This is a genomic window from Methylorubrum rhodesianum (assembly GCF_014199985.1).
In the GTDB taxonomy this organism is placed as follows: Bacteria; Pseudomonadota; Alphaproteobacteria; order Rhizobiales; family Beijerinckiaceae; genus Methylobacterium; species Methylobacterium rhodesianum.
This window is the reverse complement of the sequence record NZ_JACHOS010000005.1, coordinates 309,358-321,012: the sequence shown is the minus strand read 5'-3', so window position 1 is coordinate 321,012 and position 11,655 is coordinate 309,358. Positions and strand designations below refer to the sequence as shown.

General features: G+C 69.1%; 21 protein-coding genes and 1 pseudogene. 15 read left to right on the top strand and 7 right to left on the bottom strand.

Going from position 1 to position 11,655, the window contains the following annotated elements:
* Positions 1–38: 38 nt before the first annotated feature.
* The 6 genes from HNR01_RS10050 to HNR01_RS10025 form a co-directional block, all read right to left on the bottom strand.
* Positions 39–317: a hypothetical protein gene (locus HNR01_RS10050; RefSeq protein ID WP_153876545.1), complete on the bottom strand. Its 279-nt coding sequence runs from the start codon at positions 315–317 to the stop codon at positions 39–41.
* Positions 317–610, bottom strand: coding sequence for a hypothetical protein (locus HNR01_RS10045; RefSeq protein WP_153876544.1), 294 nt, complete (start codon positions 608–610; stop codon positions 317–319). Before HNR01_RS10045 ends, HNR01_RS10050 begins: the two co-directional genes overlap by 1 nt.
* Positions 610–753 carry a hypothetical protein gene (locus tag HNR01_RS10040; RefSeq protein ID WP_153876543.1) on the bottom strand — a complete coding sequence of 48 codons (144 nt, stop codon included), beginning with the start codon at positions 751–753 and terminating at the stop codon, positions 610–612. The genes HNR01_RS10045 and HNR01_RS10040 overlap by 1 nt, the downstream gene beginning before the upstream one ends.
* Positions 754–847: 94 nt before the next feature.
* Positions 848–1,072: a hypothetical protein gene (locus HNR01_RS10035; protein WP_153876542.1), complete on the bottom strand. Its 225-nt coding sequence runs from the start codon at positions 1,070–1,072 to the stop codon at positions 848–850.
* A 113-nt stretch (positions 1,073–1,185) separates the two neighbouring features.
* Entirely contained in the window at positions 1,186–1,416 is a 231-nt protein-coding gene (locus HNR01_RS10030; RefSeq protein WP_183667605.1) for a hypothetical protein, read from the bottom strand.
* A gap of 123 nt (positions 1,417–1,539) precedes the next feature.
* Entirely contained in the window at positions 1,540–2,289 is a 750-nt protein-coding gene (locus tag HNR01_RS10025) for a helix-turn-helix domain-containing protein (protein WP_183667604.1), read from the bottom strand.
* 50 nt (positions 2,290–2,339) lie between these two features.
* Between HNR01_RS10025 and HNR01_RS10020 the strand changes: the two genes are divergently transcribed.
* Positions 2,340–2,651, top strand: coding sequence for a helix-turn-helix domain-containing protein (locus tag HNR01_RS10020; RefSeq protein WP_183667603.1), 312 nt, complete (start codon positions 2,340–2,342; stop codon positions 2,649–2,651).
* Here the strand turns inward: HNR01_RS10020 and HNR01_RS10015 are convergent.
* Entirely contained in the window at positions 2,629–2,886 is a 258-nt protein-coding gene (locus HNR01_RS10015; RefSeq protein ID WP_183667602.1) for a hypothetical protein, read from the bottom strand. The genes HNR01_RS10020 and HNR01_RS10015 overlap by 23 nt on opposite strands.
* 131 nt (positions 2,887–3,017) lie before the next feature.
* On the opposite strand from HNR01_RS10015, the gene HNR01_RS10010 reads away from it, so the two are divergent.
* The 14 genes and pseudogenes from HNR01_RS10010 to HNR01_RS09950 all read left to right on the top strand — a co-directional run bounded on the left by HNR01_RS10010 (position 3,018) and on the right by HNR01_RS09950 (position 11,654).
* Positions 3,018–3,167, top strand: a complete 150-nt coding sequence (locus HNR01_RS10010) for a hypothetical protein (RefSeq protein ID WP_183667601.1) — start codon at positions 3,018–3,020, stop codon at positions 3,165–3,167.
* A gap of 460 nt (positions 3,168–3,627) precedes the next feature.
* Positions 3,628–4,119 carry a hypothetical protein gene (locus HNR01_RS10005; RefSeq protein ID WP_153876535.1) on the top strand — a complete coding sequence of 164 codons (492 nt, stop codon included), beginning with the start codon at positions 3,628–3,630 and terminating at the stop codon, positions 4,117–4,119.
* Positions 4,120–4,142: 23 nt separating this feature from the next.
* Positions 4,143–4,463: a hypothetical protein gene (locus tag HNR01_RS10000; protein ID WP_153876534.1), complete on the top strand. Its 321-nt coding sequence runs from the start codon at positions 4,143–4,145 to the stop codon at positions 4,461–4,463.
* Between the two features lie 55 nt (positions 4,464–4,518).
* Positions 4,519–5,103 carry a DUF2829 domain-containing protein gene (locus HNR01_RS09995; RefSeq protein ID WP_153876533.1) on the top strand — a complete coding sequence of 195 codons (585 nt, stop codon included), beginning with the start codon at positions 4,519–4,521 and terminating at the stop codon, positions 5,101–5,103.
* Between the two features lie 51 nt (positions 5,104–5,154).
* On the top strand, positions 5,155–5,502 hold the full coding sequence (locus HNR01_RS09990) for a Gp49 family protein (RefSeq protein ID WP_153876532.1): 348 nt from the start codon (positions 5,155–5,157) through the stop codon (positions 5,500–5,502).
* Positions 5,503–5,504: 2 nt separating this feature from the next.
* Entirely contained in the window at positions 5,505–5,831 is a 327-nt protein-coding gene (locus HNR01_RS09985; RefSeq protein ID WP_183667600.1) for a hypothetical protein, read from the top strand.
* 71 nt (positions 5,832–5,902) lie between these two features.
* Positions 5,903–6,169: pseudogene (locus HNR01_RS09980) on the top strand (DUF2312 domain-containing protein); the annotation flags it as partial.
* A 246-nt stretch (positions 6,170–6,415) separates the two neighbouring features.
* Complete coding sequence (locus HNR01_RS09975; protein WP_183667599.1) at positions 6,416–6,772, top strand: hypothetical protein; 357 nt, start codon at positions 6,416–6,418, stop codon at positions 6,770–6,772.
* Positions 6,769–7,011, top strand: coding sequence for a hypothetical protein (locus HNR01_RS09970; protein ID WP_183667598.1), 243 nt, complete (start codon positions 6,769–6,771; stop codon positions 7,009–7,011). Before HNR01_RS09975 ends, HNR01_RS09970 begins: the two co-directional genes overlap by 4 nt.
* On the top strand, positions 7,008–8,273 hold the full coding sequence (locus HNR01_RS09965; protein WP_183667597.1) for a DNA-methyltransferase: 1,266 nt from the start codon (positions 7,008–7,010) through the stop codon (positions 8,271–8,273). The genes HNR01_RS09970 and HNR01_RS09965 overlap by 4 nt, the downstream gene beginning before the upstream one ends.
* Positions 8,274–8,278: 5 nt before the next feature.
* Positions 8,279–9,265: a YdaU family protein gene (locus HNR01_RS27560; RefSeq protein ID WP_246417453.1), complete on the top strand. Its 987-nt coding sequence runs from the start codon at positions 8,279–8,281 to the stop codon at positions 9,263–9,265.
* A 40-nt stretch (positions 9,266–9,305) separates the two neighbouring features.
* Positions 9,306–9,821, top strand: coding sequence for a hypothetical protein (locus tag HNR01_RS09960; RefSeq protein ID WP_312893316.1), 516 nt, complete (start codon positions 9,306–9,308; stop codon positions 9,819–9,821).
* On the top strand, positions 9,818–10,240 hold the full coding sequence (locus tag HNR01_RS09955; protein ID WP_183667595.1) for a hypothetical protein: 423 nt from the start codon (positions 9,818–9,820) through the stop codon (positions 10,238–10,240). Before HNR01_RS09960 ends, HNR01_RS09955 begins: the two co-directional genes overlap by 4 nt.
* A 10-nt stretch (positions 10,241–10,250) precedes the next feature.
* Complete coding sequence (locus HNR01_RS09950) at positions 10,251–11,654, top strand: RtcB family protein (RefSeq protein WP_312893315.1); 1,404 nt, start codon at positions 10,251–10,253, stop codon at positions 11,652–11,654.
* The last annotated feature ends 1 nt before the right edge of the window (position 11,655 follow it).

The following is an 11,655-nucleotide window of genomic DNA, read 5'->3' as shown; positions in this document are numbered from 1 at the left end:
GGCGAGCACGTCGTTCAGACGGGTGATGAGCGCCCAGATCATGCTGCCTCGCGGGAATCGGTGGTGAGGGAGGGATCGGCGTCGGTCGCCGCGGCCGGCACGGCGCCGAGGATGCCGGCGAGCGCGAGGGCCTCGCGGCCGAGATCGACGGCTTCGCCGACCTGGAAGCGGTCGGCGTTCCCGAGGGCGGCGCCGGCGCGGATGCGGGCGGCCTCGTTCGCAGCGGCCTCGAGCAGGTTGCGCAGGGTGCGCAGCGCGTCGGCCGTCTCGCCGCGGGCGGCACAGGGATCGGGGTGGGCCGGGGCAATCGAGGACATCACAGGTCCTCCGCATCGCGCTCGTCCCGCGCAGCAGCGCGGAAGTCGAACGCCACCGCGACGCGATCCCAGACCGCCTGCAGGTCCTCGGGCGACAGGTCGCCGATCACCGAGTGCTGGCGGTCGTCGAACACAGCGACAATCTCGAAATCGGGACCGGCACCGGGATCGAAGTGCTCGCCGTAGCCGTGGGGCTCCAGCCCGAACGACGTGACGTCGAAGTGGGCGCACAGATCGGCGATCCCCTCGGGGTCGCGCGGATCGGTGACGAAGTGGGAGTGCCGCCTCACCATCACAGCCGCCCCGTGATCGCGAGGCGGACGAACCGACCGGCGTCGAGGACCAGCCAGACCACCGCGAGCGTGCCGACACCCGGCACCAAGGCGGACAGCACCTTCACCTGCCACGCAGGCATGGAGAGCAGAATGTCGGCCATCAGCCCCTCCCGAACCGGTGGTGGCCGACGGCGAACAGCGCGCCGATTGCGAGGATGCCGACGAACGGCAGAAGGTTGGCGGTGAAGGCCATGGCTACGCCGCCTCCGCCATGAACTGCGCCTCGAAGTCGGCGAGCGCGGCGCTCTCCTCCTGGGCCGCGATCAGGTCGCGGTGCTTCAGGTCGGCGATGTGGTCGAGCGCGTCACCATAGGTCTCGATGCTCTCGTAGCCGGGCTCGATGCCGCGGGCCGAAGCGACGGCGTAGAAGCCGTCGAGCATCGTGATCCAGTATCCGTCGTTGGTGGGGTAGGCGGGCACCTTGCGGCTCCATCGGCTCGGTGAGCGGCGATGGAGTAAGTTTGCCAATTGGCGAAAACAGCGTCAAGCCATTTTTCGCCAGTTGGCGAATTTTGCTGGCGGGCGTGCCGGTGCTAGGCGACTTCCTCCTGCTTCACGCTGATCAGCGTCGCGATCGGGTTCTCGCACTCGCCGCAGGCAAAGCTCTGGCGCTGGAGCCAGGCGCTTTCGAGTAGCTCCTCGACGCTACAGGGCGCGTCCTCCAAGTCCGGCGACTCGATGGTCCGCGTCGTGATGTGCTTGCAGTTGTGACAGCGCAACCTCATCGTGAAGCGGGCTCGGATCGTGGACACCTCATCGAACACGCGCATCTCCCTCCCGGTGTGTGTTCCGCTTATGTTCTAGATCGAAAGTCGAGTCGTCCATGTCATTTGCATGGGAAGAGCGGCTGTCCCCCTGTGAAAACCGGGGATAAGGCGGAAACTAAGTTACTTACCGGCGCGGAACTTCGGCACTCGAACTTTCGTCGAGACATCGCGCACGAGACCGATGACTTCGAGCTTATTCCAGCGCTCATCATCAGGGTCATTGACGACTTTTATTGGCTTGTGCTTACTGTTAGTCGAGCGGGGGCAGAACCAAACCTCGTCGTCGTGTAGCTCGATCTGCTTGACCGACCATTCCCGCAGGTGGCCGCCTTCGCGGATCTGCTGAACGACGACGATCATCCCCTCGATGAAGGGGAGGCCGGTCTGCTCGAAGTCCAGGCAGATGACGCGCGATCCATCCGGCATCGGCGGCTCGGCCGCGTTCATGCTGTCGCCTTCGACCGTCAGGGCGAAGCGCTTGGCCTTCGGGAAGTCCTCGTCTTCCGGCTCGAAGACATATTCCGGCTCACCGTCGTCGAACTCGATCACCTCGCGGAAGATGCCGGCAGCCGTCCGGCCGATCAATGGGACCGGGAGCAGGTTTCCCCGCTGCGGCGGCTGGGTCGTGCCTGACGGCTCCTCGCCCAGCAGCTCGGGGATGGTGCAATCAAGCGCCTGCGCCAGGGCCTCGAGCTCGCTCCGCTTCGGCTCTCTCTCGCCCGTCTCGAACCGCTGAACCTGGGACAGCGAAACGCCGACCACCTGCGCCAGGGCTTCCAGCGTCAGCTTCTTCTCTTTCCGACGGCGTTTCAGCTCGGGCATTGCCATGAGGCGAAATTGCTCGGGCGCATAAACAGCGACCAGAGCCATATGGCGAGATCCCCGTTGACAAACTTCGCCAATTGGCGAATTCATGGGCTATGGACCTTCCTGCCTACTTGGCCGAGCGCCAGATCACTCCGACCGCGTTCGCGGGCGAGATCGGCGTGCCGCCATCCACCATTCACCGGATCATCCGGGGCGAGCGCGATCCGCGCGGCGCCACCATCCGCAAGATCGTGGCGGGCACGGCCGGCAAGGTCACCGCCACTGAATTGATCGCGTCGGCGCCCCAGACACGAGGCGCCGATCCTTCATCCCCGGACGCAGCCGAGGATGAGCGCGCGAAGCCGCTGCGGTGCCTATCTGCACACGGCTCGGCCGCCTTCGCTACCGAAGGCCAATCTCGATGATCTCGTCGAGCCGCGCCTTCGCCTTGCTCCGGACGATGCGGTCGTGGCCGGGCGCGACGAGGAACGTCGCCTCGTCCATCGCCGCGTGCCCGTCCTCTTTCCACCAAGCGCGCACGTCGGCCGGGTTCCTCCCGCTCTCCCTGGTGAGCGCGGCGATGCGCCGGAGCGCCATCAGCAGCACCTGCTGCTGCGCGGCCTGCTCGGCGATGATGTCGTCGAAGTCCTCGGGACGCACGGTCGTCTCCGTCCATCGCGCTCGGGCGATGATAGCCGGGCTCGCTCGGTGCTTCTCCCGCGGCGGCCGCGCTCTTCGGTCTTCCGCCCTGCGCGTGCGGGGTAGATCGCTCGTCGTGGAGCGCGCCTGACGTGGCCGCGCTCGCTGCCCTCACCCTCGGCGTCTGCGCTGTCGCCGGCTTCGCTCGCGCTGCACTGCGCGGGTCGCCCTCGGCGCTCGCTGTCGGCGTGGTCGATGCGGCGGCAGGCGCCTTGTGCTGGCTCGCTTGGTGGCTGCCATGAGCGCCGCCCTCCCCTTTTCCAGATCGGGCGGCCTCGGCCTCCCGTGCGCGGTGGGTGCGCCGATGCCCCCCGGTCCCCGCCGCGCTCTCCCTTCGAACCGCGCCGGATTTCGCCGGCCGGTCGGGTCCGTCGTCACTGTTTCGGACGTCGGCGGACCCGTCCCCCATTCGCGCCGTTCCCGCGGCGCGCTCGTGGTCCGCCGCTTCCCCGCGGCCGACACGCCTCTCGCGGGTGTTTCTCCCAAGGACTTGGCCGCTCCCGCTCCAACGGGGGCGGCCCTTTTCTCGGGCCAATCCTACTCGCGCGCCTGCCTCCGCCGCCAAGCTGTCGGCCGTCGCGCACCTGTCTGTGTATCTGCGTCTTCCTCTCACCTCCCGCATCTGACGCGCTCCGTTGCTTCGATCTTCTTGAAGCACGGAGGGCTGACCGAATGCGGTCAAAGTCGGGGATGGGCCGCGCAATGATGACGGCCGACCAAGCACTGGAGCAGATCCGCCCGGATCTCGCTTCGATCATCGCTGTGAAAGAGCGGACGCTCGGCTCGCGGATGCGCGCCTACGAGTCTCTCGGCTCGAAGCTGGGGCGCTCGCCGACATGGATCCGGAAGGTGCTCGGACGCGCCCCGGACGTGACGGTCGGGCTGCACGACGCACTGAACATCCGCGCTGCCTACGAGCGGCTCTGCAAGCACATCGCCGACGGCACCGACGCCATCGAGGCCGAAAACCAAAATCTCCGGAGGGAACTCGATGCGACTCTTCATGGAGATCGTCCGGCGTCTGCGCGCCTGGGCGGAGCGCCGTCGGCTGCGGAAGCGCCTGCGCTCAGTCAGCGAGTCGCGACCGCACCGTCACCTGCCCTGGCGCCATCTCCGGCGCCTCGCCTCCGCAAGGCGGCCGCGGGTGATCTGACCGAGCTGCCCCTGTTCGGGGCGATGGAGCCGCGGCCGTAGCCGCTGAGCGAGAGGAGAGAACGATGGAACGGTACGTGACGGAGGCGAAGGGGAGCTTCATTGAGGGCTCGCAAGGCGCGGCTCCGGCAGCCCCGGCACCGACGCTCGGCGGTGCGCTGGCGACCCTGACCGATATCGGAGAACTGGCGAACGGCACGGCGGAGTACGCCGAGCGTCTCGCGAGCCATCTCGCCGGTGTCGTTCCTGCGATGGATGGGGCGACCAAGGGGCGTCGGGATGTCGACAGCCTGACGGATGCCCTCAACGAACGTGCCGAGGCCGTTCGCGACCCAATCGTCCGCATCCGCAACGCGCTCTCCCGCATCGAGCGCCGCATCGGCTGACGCCACCCTTCCCGGGCGGCGCTGATGCCGCCCGGCTTCCCCAGAGGAGCCGAGCATGTCCCCCTTCAACCCGACCCACGTCAGCCACAAGCGCGTGGAGGCCTATCCGATCGCGGCGGCCGAGTTCGCGTCCGACGGCTCGGGCAAGGTCGGCGTGAACCATCCGGAGCACGGCTACCTCGTCGTTCCGGTTCCGCCCGGCTTCCTGCGCCGCCCTGACGCCGTGACCGAAGGCGACATGCTGGTGCGCTACGAGCCGACGGCAGAGGAGCCGCACGGCTACCTCTCGCACTCGCCGCGCGCGGTGTTCGAGGCGGGCTATGCGCCGGTCTCGAAGTCCTCGGCGATGTCCTTCGGCGAGGCTCTGGCCGCGCTGAAGGCGGGGCACCGCGTCGCCCGCGAAGGCTGGAACGGCAAGGGCATGTGGCTCGCGCTGAGCGGCGTGATCGGCGGTCGCCGGGTCGATGCCGACAAGTTCTGGTCGCCGCACAACGAGGCGTTCGCCCGCGAGAACGGCGGCAGCGCGACGGTCCTCCCCTGCATCACGATGAAGACGGCCTCGGGCGAGATCCTGATGGGCTGGCTCGCGTCGCAGACGGACATGCTCGCCGACGACTGGATGGTCGTTCCCGCCGCCTGACCTGCCCCCTCCGGGTGGCATCGGGCTGCCCGGCTTCCTTGAGGAGCCACCATGTCGACTGACGAGACCAAGCTGGAAGCGACGCTGCAGGCGAAGGGCCTGAATGCCCCGCGCCTGACGCCCGAACTGATCGACGCCTGCATCGTGGGCGAGGCCTACCACGTCTTCCCCGGCACGACGCTGACGGTCTGCGCGCTGACCCTACGCAACGGCTTCAACGTCACCGGCGAGAGCGCCGCGGCCAGCCCGGCGAATTTCGACCCGGAAATCGGCCGGGAAATCGCGCGGAAGAATGCCCGCGAGAAGATCTGGGCCTTCGAGGGCTACCTGCTCCGCGAGCGGCTCGCCGACGAGGCGGCTGCCGCGCGTGGTCAGGACGACGCGGTGCAGGTCGCCTAACGATGAGCGCCCTCGCCGATCTGTCCGATGCCGGCCTCGCGGATGTGCTCAACACGGTGCGCGACGAGATCGTGCGCCGGAATGGCCTTCTGCGGGACGACGCTTCGCCGACGGCGAGGAGCCTCGTCCAGGGCCGGCGCTACGTGCTGATTGCCCTCGCCCAGGCCGATGAGCGGCTGCGGGCTGGCCCCTCAACGCCCCTGCCCGCTGCGGACCTGCCGGCGGTCGATGAGCCCCGCGTGCCGCGTCGTCCGCCCCTCGGCGGCGATCCCATGCGCCCGACGACCGGCGACCGCGATCCCCGCTGCGGCGGGCGTCCGCACCCCTGAAACGCGAACCGCCCGGCCTGCTGGGGAGCGGGTGCCGGGCGGCTGCAATGTCCGAGATCAAGGTGAGACAAATGAGTGCCAGAAATGCGCCTGCGCCGCAAGTCGATCCGTCTTCGGTCGCAGCAGATCAACTGAAATCCATCGTCGAGCGTATTGAACGGCTCGAAGATGAGAAGGCCGGCATCGCGGGCGACATCAAGGACGTCTACGCGGAGGCCAAGGCGAACGGCTTCGACACGAAGGTCATTCGCAAGATCATCGGCCTGCGCAAGCGCGATTACGACGAGCGCATGGAAGAGGAGGCGATCCTCGAACTCTACATGCAGGCGCTCGGCATGCTGGCGGACACGCCGCTCGGGCAGGCCGCGATCGAGCGGGAGACGACCCGGAACCGCGGCGGCAGCGAGCGGAGTCTGCGCCAGCAGGTCGGGGAGAAGGTGACGCGGGCCTTCGCGGGCATGGAAGGCGTCACCGTCACCATCGGCGCCAGCGCGAGCACCGTCATGCGCGAGGCCGCGAAGCAGATGCGCGCGGATGGCGCGCAGGTCGATATCGAAGACGCGATCGCGGCGCGGGGCTGAGCCATGGCCCGCCGTCCTGTCCTCCGCGAATCCGCCATTCAGTCCGCGGTCATCGAGCATTGGAAGACGCTCGGCCTGCCGGACACGCTCGTCGCCGCGATCCCGAACGCGGGCGCTCTCGGGCAAGCTGGCCTGACCGCCGGACTGTCCGACCTCCTGGTGCTGGGCGGCCTCGTCCGTGTCGGCTTCATCGAACTGAAGACCGCGCGCGGCGTCGAGAGCGATGCGCAGGTGACCTTCCGGGAGCGCTGCGAGCGCCTCGGCGTCCCGTGCGTGCTGACGCGCGGCCGGGATGAGCCGATCGCGGTGCTGGAGCGGTGGCGCATCGTCCGCCCGCAGGCCGGGAGGCTGGCGGCATGAGCACGCTCCTCGACCTCGACGACCTGATCGTCGCCAAGATCGCAGACGCCGCCCAGCACCCGGCCGGTCTGCAGGACCTCCTCGGCTGCCTCATTGCCGGCGCCGGGCTCGTCATCGCCCTGTCTGCCGACGGCGACGCCCGCGCGGCGAACGACCTGTGCGAGCGCGCCGGCATCAACCTCTTCGAGCAGGCGGCCGCGCGGGCGCCCCTCGTCGCGATGGCACGGGGGCGGGCATGACGGTCCGCATCCTCATTGGCGACGTGCGCGAGCAGCTCCGCGCCCTGCCGGATGCCTTCTTCGACTGCGTGGTGACGAGCCCGCCCTATTGGGGCCTCCGGGACTACGGCGTCGCTGGCCAGATCGGGCTCGAGCGAACGCTGGGCGAGCACCTGGCTGTGATGGTGGAGGTGTTCCGCGAGGTTCGGCGCGTGCTGAAGCCGCGCGGCACCCTCTGGCTGAACTACGGCGATTGCTACGCCGCAACGCCAAACGGACGCGCCGCTGCCGATGTGGTGGGCGACGACCGGACCTTCCGGGACAAGCCGTTCTCGACGGTCGGGCCGATCTTGCAGCCGGACGCGCGGGGTCCGCAGAGGGCGGGCGCCAAGGAGCAGTATCGACCCGACAGCGGGCGGACGATCAGGCCGGGCGGTTTCTTGAAGCCGAAGGACCTCTGCATGATCCCGAACCGGCTGGCGATCGCCCTTCAGGATGACGGGTGGTGGGTCCGCTCGGAGATCATCTGGCACAAGCCGAACCCTATGCCCGAGTCGGTCTATGACCGGCCGACCTCGGCGCACGAGAAGGTCTGGCTCCTCACGAAGAGCGAGGACTACTTTTACAACCACGAGGCCATCCGGGAGCCGGTGAGCGCCGGCCGCCACGTCGCTGCTGCCGCGCGCGGTACCGACACGGGCGTCGGCTGGGGCCGCCTCGACAAGCTCGACCCGGATCAGCCGGACCGCGGACGCAACCGGGTTAAGCGGCCTGGGCCGAACTCGCGCGAGAATGTCGATCGTGTGCCGCGCTCGCGCTCCGGCAACAAGGAGCGGAAGCTGCGTGAGCAGCACGGCGGGTTCTCTGGCCGCAACTCCCATCAGGGCTACGGCATCCCGTGGGAGGGCGAGACCCGAAACGCCCGGAACGTCTGGAGCATCACGCCCCGCGCCTACCGCGAGGCTCACTTCGCTACGTTCCCGCCGGCCTTGGCCGAGCGGTGCATCAAGGCTGGCGTCCCGGCGCAGGCCTGCGGGCTGTGCGGGCACGCGCTCCCGCATCCGAAGTGCGAGGGCCTGTGCCGCTTCACCCCGCCGGTCGCCGGCAGGGTGCTCGACCCCTTCGGCGGCGCCGGCACCGTCGGGCTCGTCGCGGACGGGCTCGGCCTCGACGCGACGCTGATCGAACTGAACCCCGAATACGCGGCGATGTCCGCGCGCCGGATCGGCCCTGCGGCCGAGATCATCGGCGCGCCCGCTCCGCTCGCCGTCGCTGCGGAGTAGCCGCCATGGCCTCAGAACGCCTCCCCTGGTTCCGTTGCGGCCCGAGCGCCCTGCTCGGCGCCCTGTCCGGCCTCCAGCCCGATGAGGGGCTGATCTACGTGACGGTGCTGCTCCGGATCTACGAGACCGGCGGCCCGATTACGGACACCGCGCGCACGCTCGCCCGCCGCACCGGCCTCACCGAGCGGCGTGCTGGCGCCGCGATCGAGAGCCTCGCCGAGGCCGGCAAGATCACCCTTACGGGCGACAGCCGGATCGACAGCACCTCGACCCACGAGGAGCTGGAATTTCAGCGTGCGCGCAGCTTCGACGCCGCCGCTGCCGGCCGCATCAGCGGCACGGAGCGACAGAAAAGAAAAACGCGCGCGAAATTAGCCGCGGCTAAATCGTCCGAAAAACCGCAGCAAAATCAACGAAACGAGCCAACGGACGTTGAACGCCCGTTCGCAGATAGAGAAGAAGACTTAGAAGAAGAATCTCTCCCTCGGACGCGCGCGACCGCGCTGCCTCGCAACTGGTCCCCTGACGCAGAGGACGAGGCAATCGCGGCTGCTGCCGGCGTGCCCCCGGAAGCCGTGCCGCACGAGGCCGAGCAGTTCCGGGACTGGAACCACGAGCGGAACTTCCTCTCGCACGACTGGCGCGTCTCCTGGCGGAAATGGTGCCGCCGATACCGGCCGAGCCGCCCTCTGCTCCCCGCCCCGCACCGGGGCGCGCTCCCCGCTCCCACTGGTCTCGCTGGCCGATTGAAGCGCCTCTACGAGCAATCCCTGGAAAGCCCCTACGATGTCGAGCCGCCTGCCGTCGACGCGAACTCCCCTGACGCTGAGCCCGGCCGAGGTGAGCCGGGCCGAGGCGAACATCTCGGCCTTGCGTGGCAATCTGGCTCCGGTGGACGGCCAGCCGATGCGCTTCTGCGTGCCGCGGGGTTCGGAGGCCACGACAGCCGAGCGTCGAGCGCTGTCCGCCGTCGCCGAGCGGGTGAGGGCTGAGCTCCAGCCTTGTCGGGACCGGCGATCGGTCGACGCGCTCGTGACCCGGATCCTGATTGGATTCGAGCAGGGCCGCGGGCGCGGTGATGACGAGAACGAGGTCCTGATCGCCGAGTACATCGAGGCGCTGAAGGATCTCCCGCTCGCCGGCATCCACGCAGCAGCCGGGCGGTTCCGGGACGGGACCACGCTGCTGCCGTGGGTGCGCCGCTGGCGCCCATCGCCGGCCGAGTTCGCCGCCGAGGTTCGCGAGGGACTGATCCCGCTCCGGGCAAAGCTCGTCCACATCCGGCAGATCCTCGGGGCGGAGGTCTACGACCCGCCGACCGACGAGGACCGGGAGAAGGTCGCGGCGGCTGCGGCGTCCTGGCTGAACCGGGGAGGCGAGACCGGGCCTGGGCGCCCTCGCCCGTCGCCGGAAGCCGTCGCAGCCGCCCGCGAGGACGTGCTGCACGAGCACGGCGCCAAGTTCCGCGAGGTCGCCGTCGGGTCGCTCGCGCAACTCGCCGCGCGGCTCGATGCCAAGGCGGCGGCGCAACGGGAGCAGGTGACGTGAACGCCGCCCTCGCCCTCACCGATTCCGCCCGCCTCGTCGCCTCCTGGCGGGCCGGCGTGCTGAGCCTGCCGGACGATCGCATCCCCTGCCCCGGCATGATCTGGCGCGAGCCGGGCCCGAGCGGGCGAGAAGGCATCTGGCGGACCGTCCGGAAGGCGATGCTCCTATTCGTCGACGAGTGGGGCCCGGCCGCGGCGGATCTCGGCTGGAGCACTGAGGCGCTGTTCGGTGTCCATCGGCTCGCCGGGGCCGCGCGGTCCGACTGCACGGGCGCGCTGGTCACCATCTACCCGCGGCGCTGCATCGCCCTGTGCGAGCGCGAGATCCACCTCGACCGGCTGAACGGTTCGCCGGTCGTGGATCGACGGCCCGCGTTCATCTCGCCGGATTGCGTGCCGATCTGGCTGTTCGGGAAGTGAGGAGAGCACCGTGGCCAACACCCAAGCCGGCGACATCACCGGGCAGACGCTCATCGGCTGGGGGCTCAAGCCCGGCCCGCACTTCTCGGAGGCGATCCGGACGGCCAACAGCATGCGCGCCGACGGGGCCGAGGACTCGGCGATCATCGCGACCGTCCAAGCGCTTGCGCCTACCGTGACCTCGATGCGCGCCTCTCCGCTGCTCTACAGGGTGTTTCTCGACCCAGAGACGCCCGAGGAGATGGCGAACTATGACGCCGTGCTGCGGCACATGAACGATTTGATGAAGGTGCCGACGATCCAGGCCGGTGCCGTGATGCCCGACGCCTGCCCCTCAGGATCGGCGCCGGGCACCATCCCGGTCGGCGGCGCTGTCGCCTGCGCGGACGCGATCCATCCCGGTTTCCATTCGGCGGATATCTGCTGCTCTGTGGCGATCACTGTCCTGTCGGGCGAGCACGATCCGAAGGCGGTGCTCGATGCGGTCCATGCGGTGACGCATTTCGGCCCCGGCGGCCGGCGCGATCCGGTCGCGATGCCGGGGCCTGTGGCGCTCGCCTTGGGCGCGAACCCGCTGCTCGCTGATCTATCGGGCAAGGCTGCGGGCGATTTTGCCAGCCAAGGCGACGGCAATCACTTCGCCTATGTCGGGCGGCTCGGCTCCTCTGGCGCTGTGGCGATCGTCACGCACCATGGCTCGCGCGGGTTCGGAGCACAGCTCTACAAGAAGGGCATGGCGCTCGCGCAGCGTCACACGGCGAAGGTCGCGCCCGAGGTGCCGCGGCACAACGCCTGGATCAAGGCCGACAGCACCGAGGGAGAGGTTTACTGGAACGCGCTTCAGGTGGTGCGACTCTGGACCCGCGAGAGCCACTACGCGATCCACGATCTCGCGGTGGCACGACTTGGAGCCCGGATCAATCGACGCTTCTGGAACGAGCACAACTTCGTCTTCCAGCGCGCGGATGGTCTCTTCTACCACGGCAAGGGGGCGACCCCGTCCTGGGCGGGCTTCTCGCCCGATGATGCCGGGCTGACGCTGATCCCGCTGAACATGGCCGAGCCCATCCTGATCACAGAGCACTGCGATCGGTGGGAGACGCTCGGCTTCGCGCCGCACGGTGCTGGCCGAAACCTGAGCCGGACGGCTTACCTCAAGGCGAACACCCCGGCGTGGCCGGAGGGCATCGACGCGCGCTTCTACTGCGGCCGCCCCGATCTCTCCGAGCTACCGGGCGCCTACAAGAACGCCGCAGCGGTTCGGGCTCAAATCGCGAAGTACGATCTCGCCGAGGTGGTTGATACCGTCGAGCCCTACGGCAGCATCATGGCCGGCGATTGGGAGGCGGATGCGCCCTGGCGCAAGAAGCGGGCGCCGGTGGCGGAGCCGCAGGCCGACTCGGTCACGGACTGAG

Coding starts and splice junctions, on each gene's coding strand:
- HNR01_RS09970 (WP_183667598.1), top strand. CDS start 6,769: ATGAGCACGCTCCTCGACCTCGACGACCTGATCGTCGCCAAGATCGCA.
- HNR01_RS10000 (WP_153876534.1), top strand. CDS start 4,143: ATGGAACGGTACGTGACGGAGGCGAAGGGGAGCTTCATTGAGGGCTCG.
- HNR01_RS27560 (WP_246417453.1), top strand. CDS start 8,279: ATGGCCTCAGAACGCCTCCCCTGGTTCCGTTGCGGCCCGAGCGCCCTG.
- HNR01_RS09995 (WP_153876533.1), top strand. CDS start 4,519: ATGTCCCCCTTCAACCCGACCCACGTCAGCCACAAGCGCGTGGAGGCC.
- HNR01_RS10025 (WP_183667604.1), bottom strand. CDS start 2,289: ATGGCTCTGGTCGCTGTTTATGCGCCCGAGCAATTTCGCCTCATGGCA.
- HNR01_RS09975 (WP_183667599.1), top strand. CDS start 6,416: ATGGCCCGCCGTCCTGTCCTCCGCGAATCCGCCATTCAGTCCGCGGTC.
- HNR01_RS10040 (WP_153876543.1), bottom strand. CDS start 753: ATGGCCGACATTCTGCTCTCCATGCCTGCGTGGCAGGTGAAGGTGCTG.
- HNR01_RS09985 (WP_183667600.1), top strand. CDS start 5,505: ATGAGCGCCCTCGCCGATCTGTCCGATGCCGGCCTCGCGGATGTGCTC.
- HNR01_RS10020 (WP_183667603.1), top strand. CDS start 2,340: ATGGACCTTCCTGCCTACTTGGCCGAGCGCCAGATCACTCCGACCGCG.
- HNR01_RS10045 (WP_153876544.1), bottom strand. CDS start 610: ATGGTGAGGCGGCACTCCCACTTCGTCACCGATCCGCGCGACCCCGAG.
- HNR01_RS10050 (WP_153876545.1), bottom strand. CDS start 317: ATGTCCTCGATTGCCCCGGCCCACCCCGATCCCTGTGCCGCCCGCGGC.
- HNR01_RS10005 (WP_153876535.1), top strand. CDS start 3,628: ATGATGACGGCCGACCAAGCACTGGAGCAGATCCGCCCGGATCTCGCT.
- HNR01_RS09990 (WP_153876532.1), top strand. CDS start 5,155: ATGTCGACTGACGAGACCAAGCTGGAAGCGACGCTGCAGGCGAAGGGC.
- HNR01_RS09965 (WP_183667597.1), top strand. CDS start 7,008: ATGACGGTCCGCATCCTCATTGGCGACGTGCGCGAGCAGCTCCGCGCC.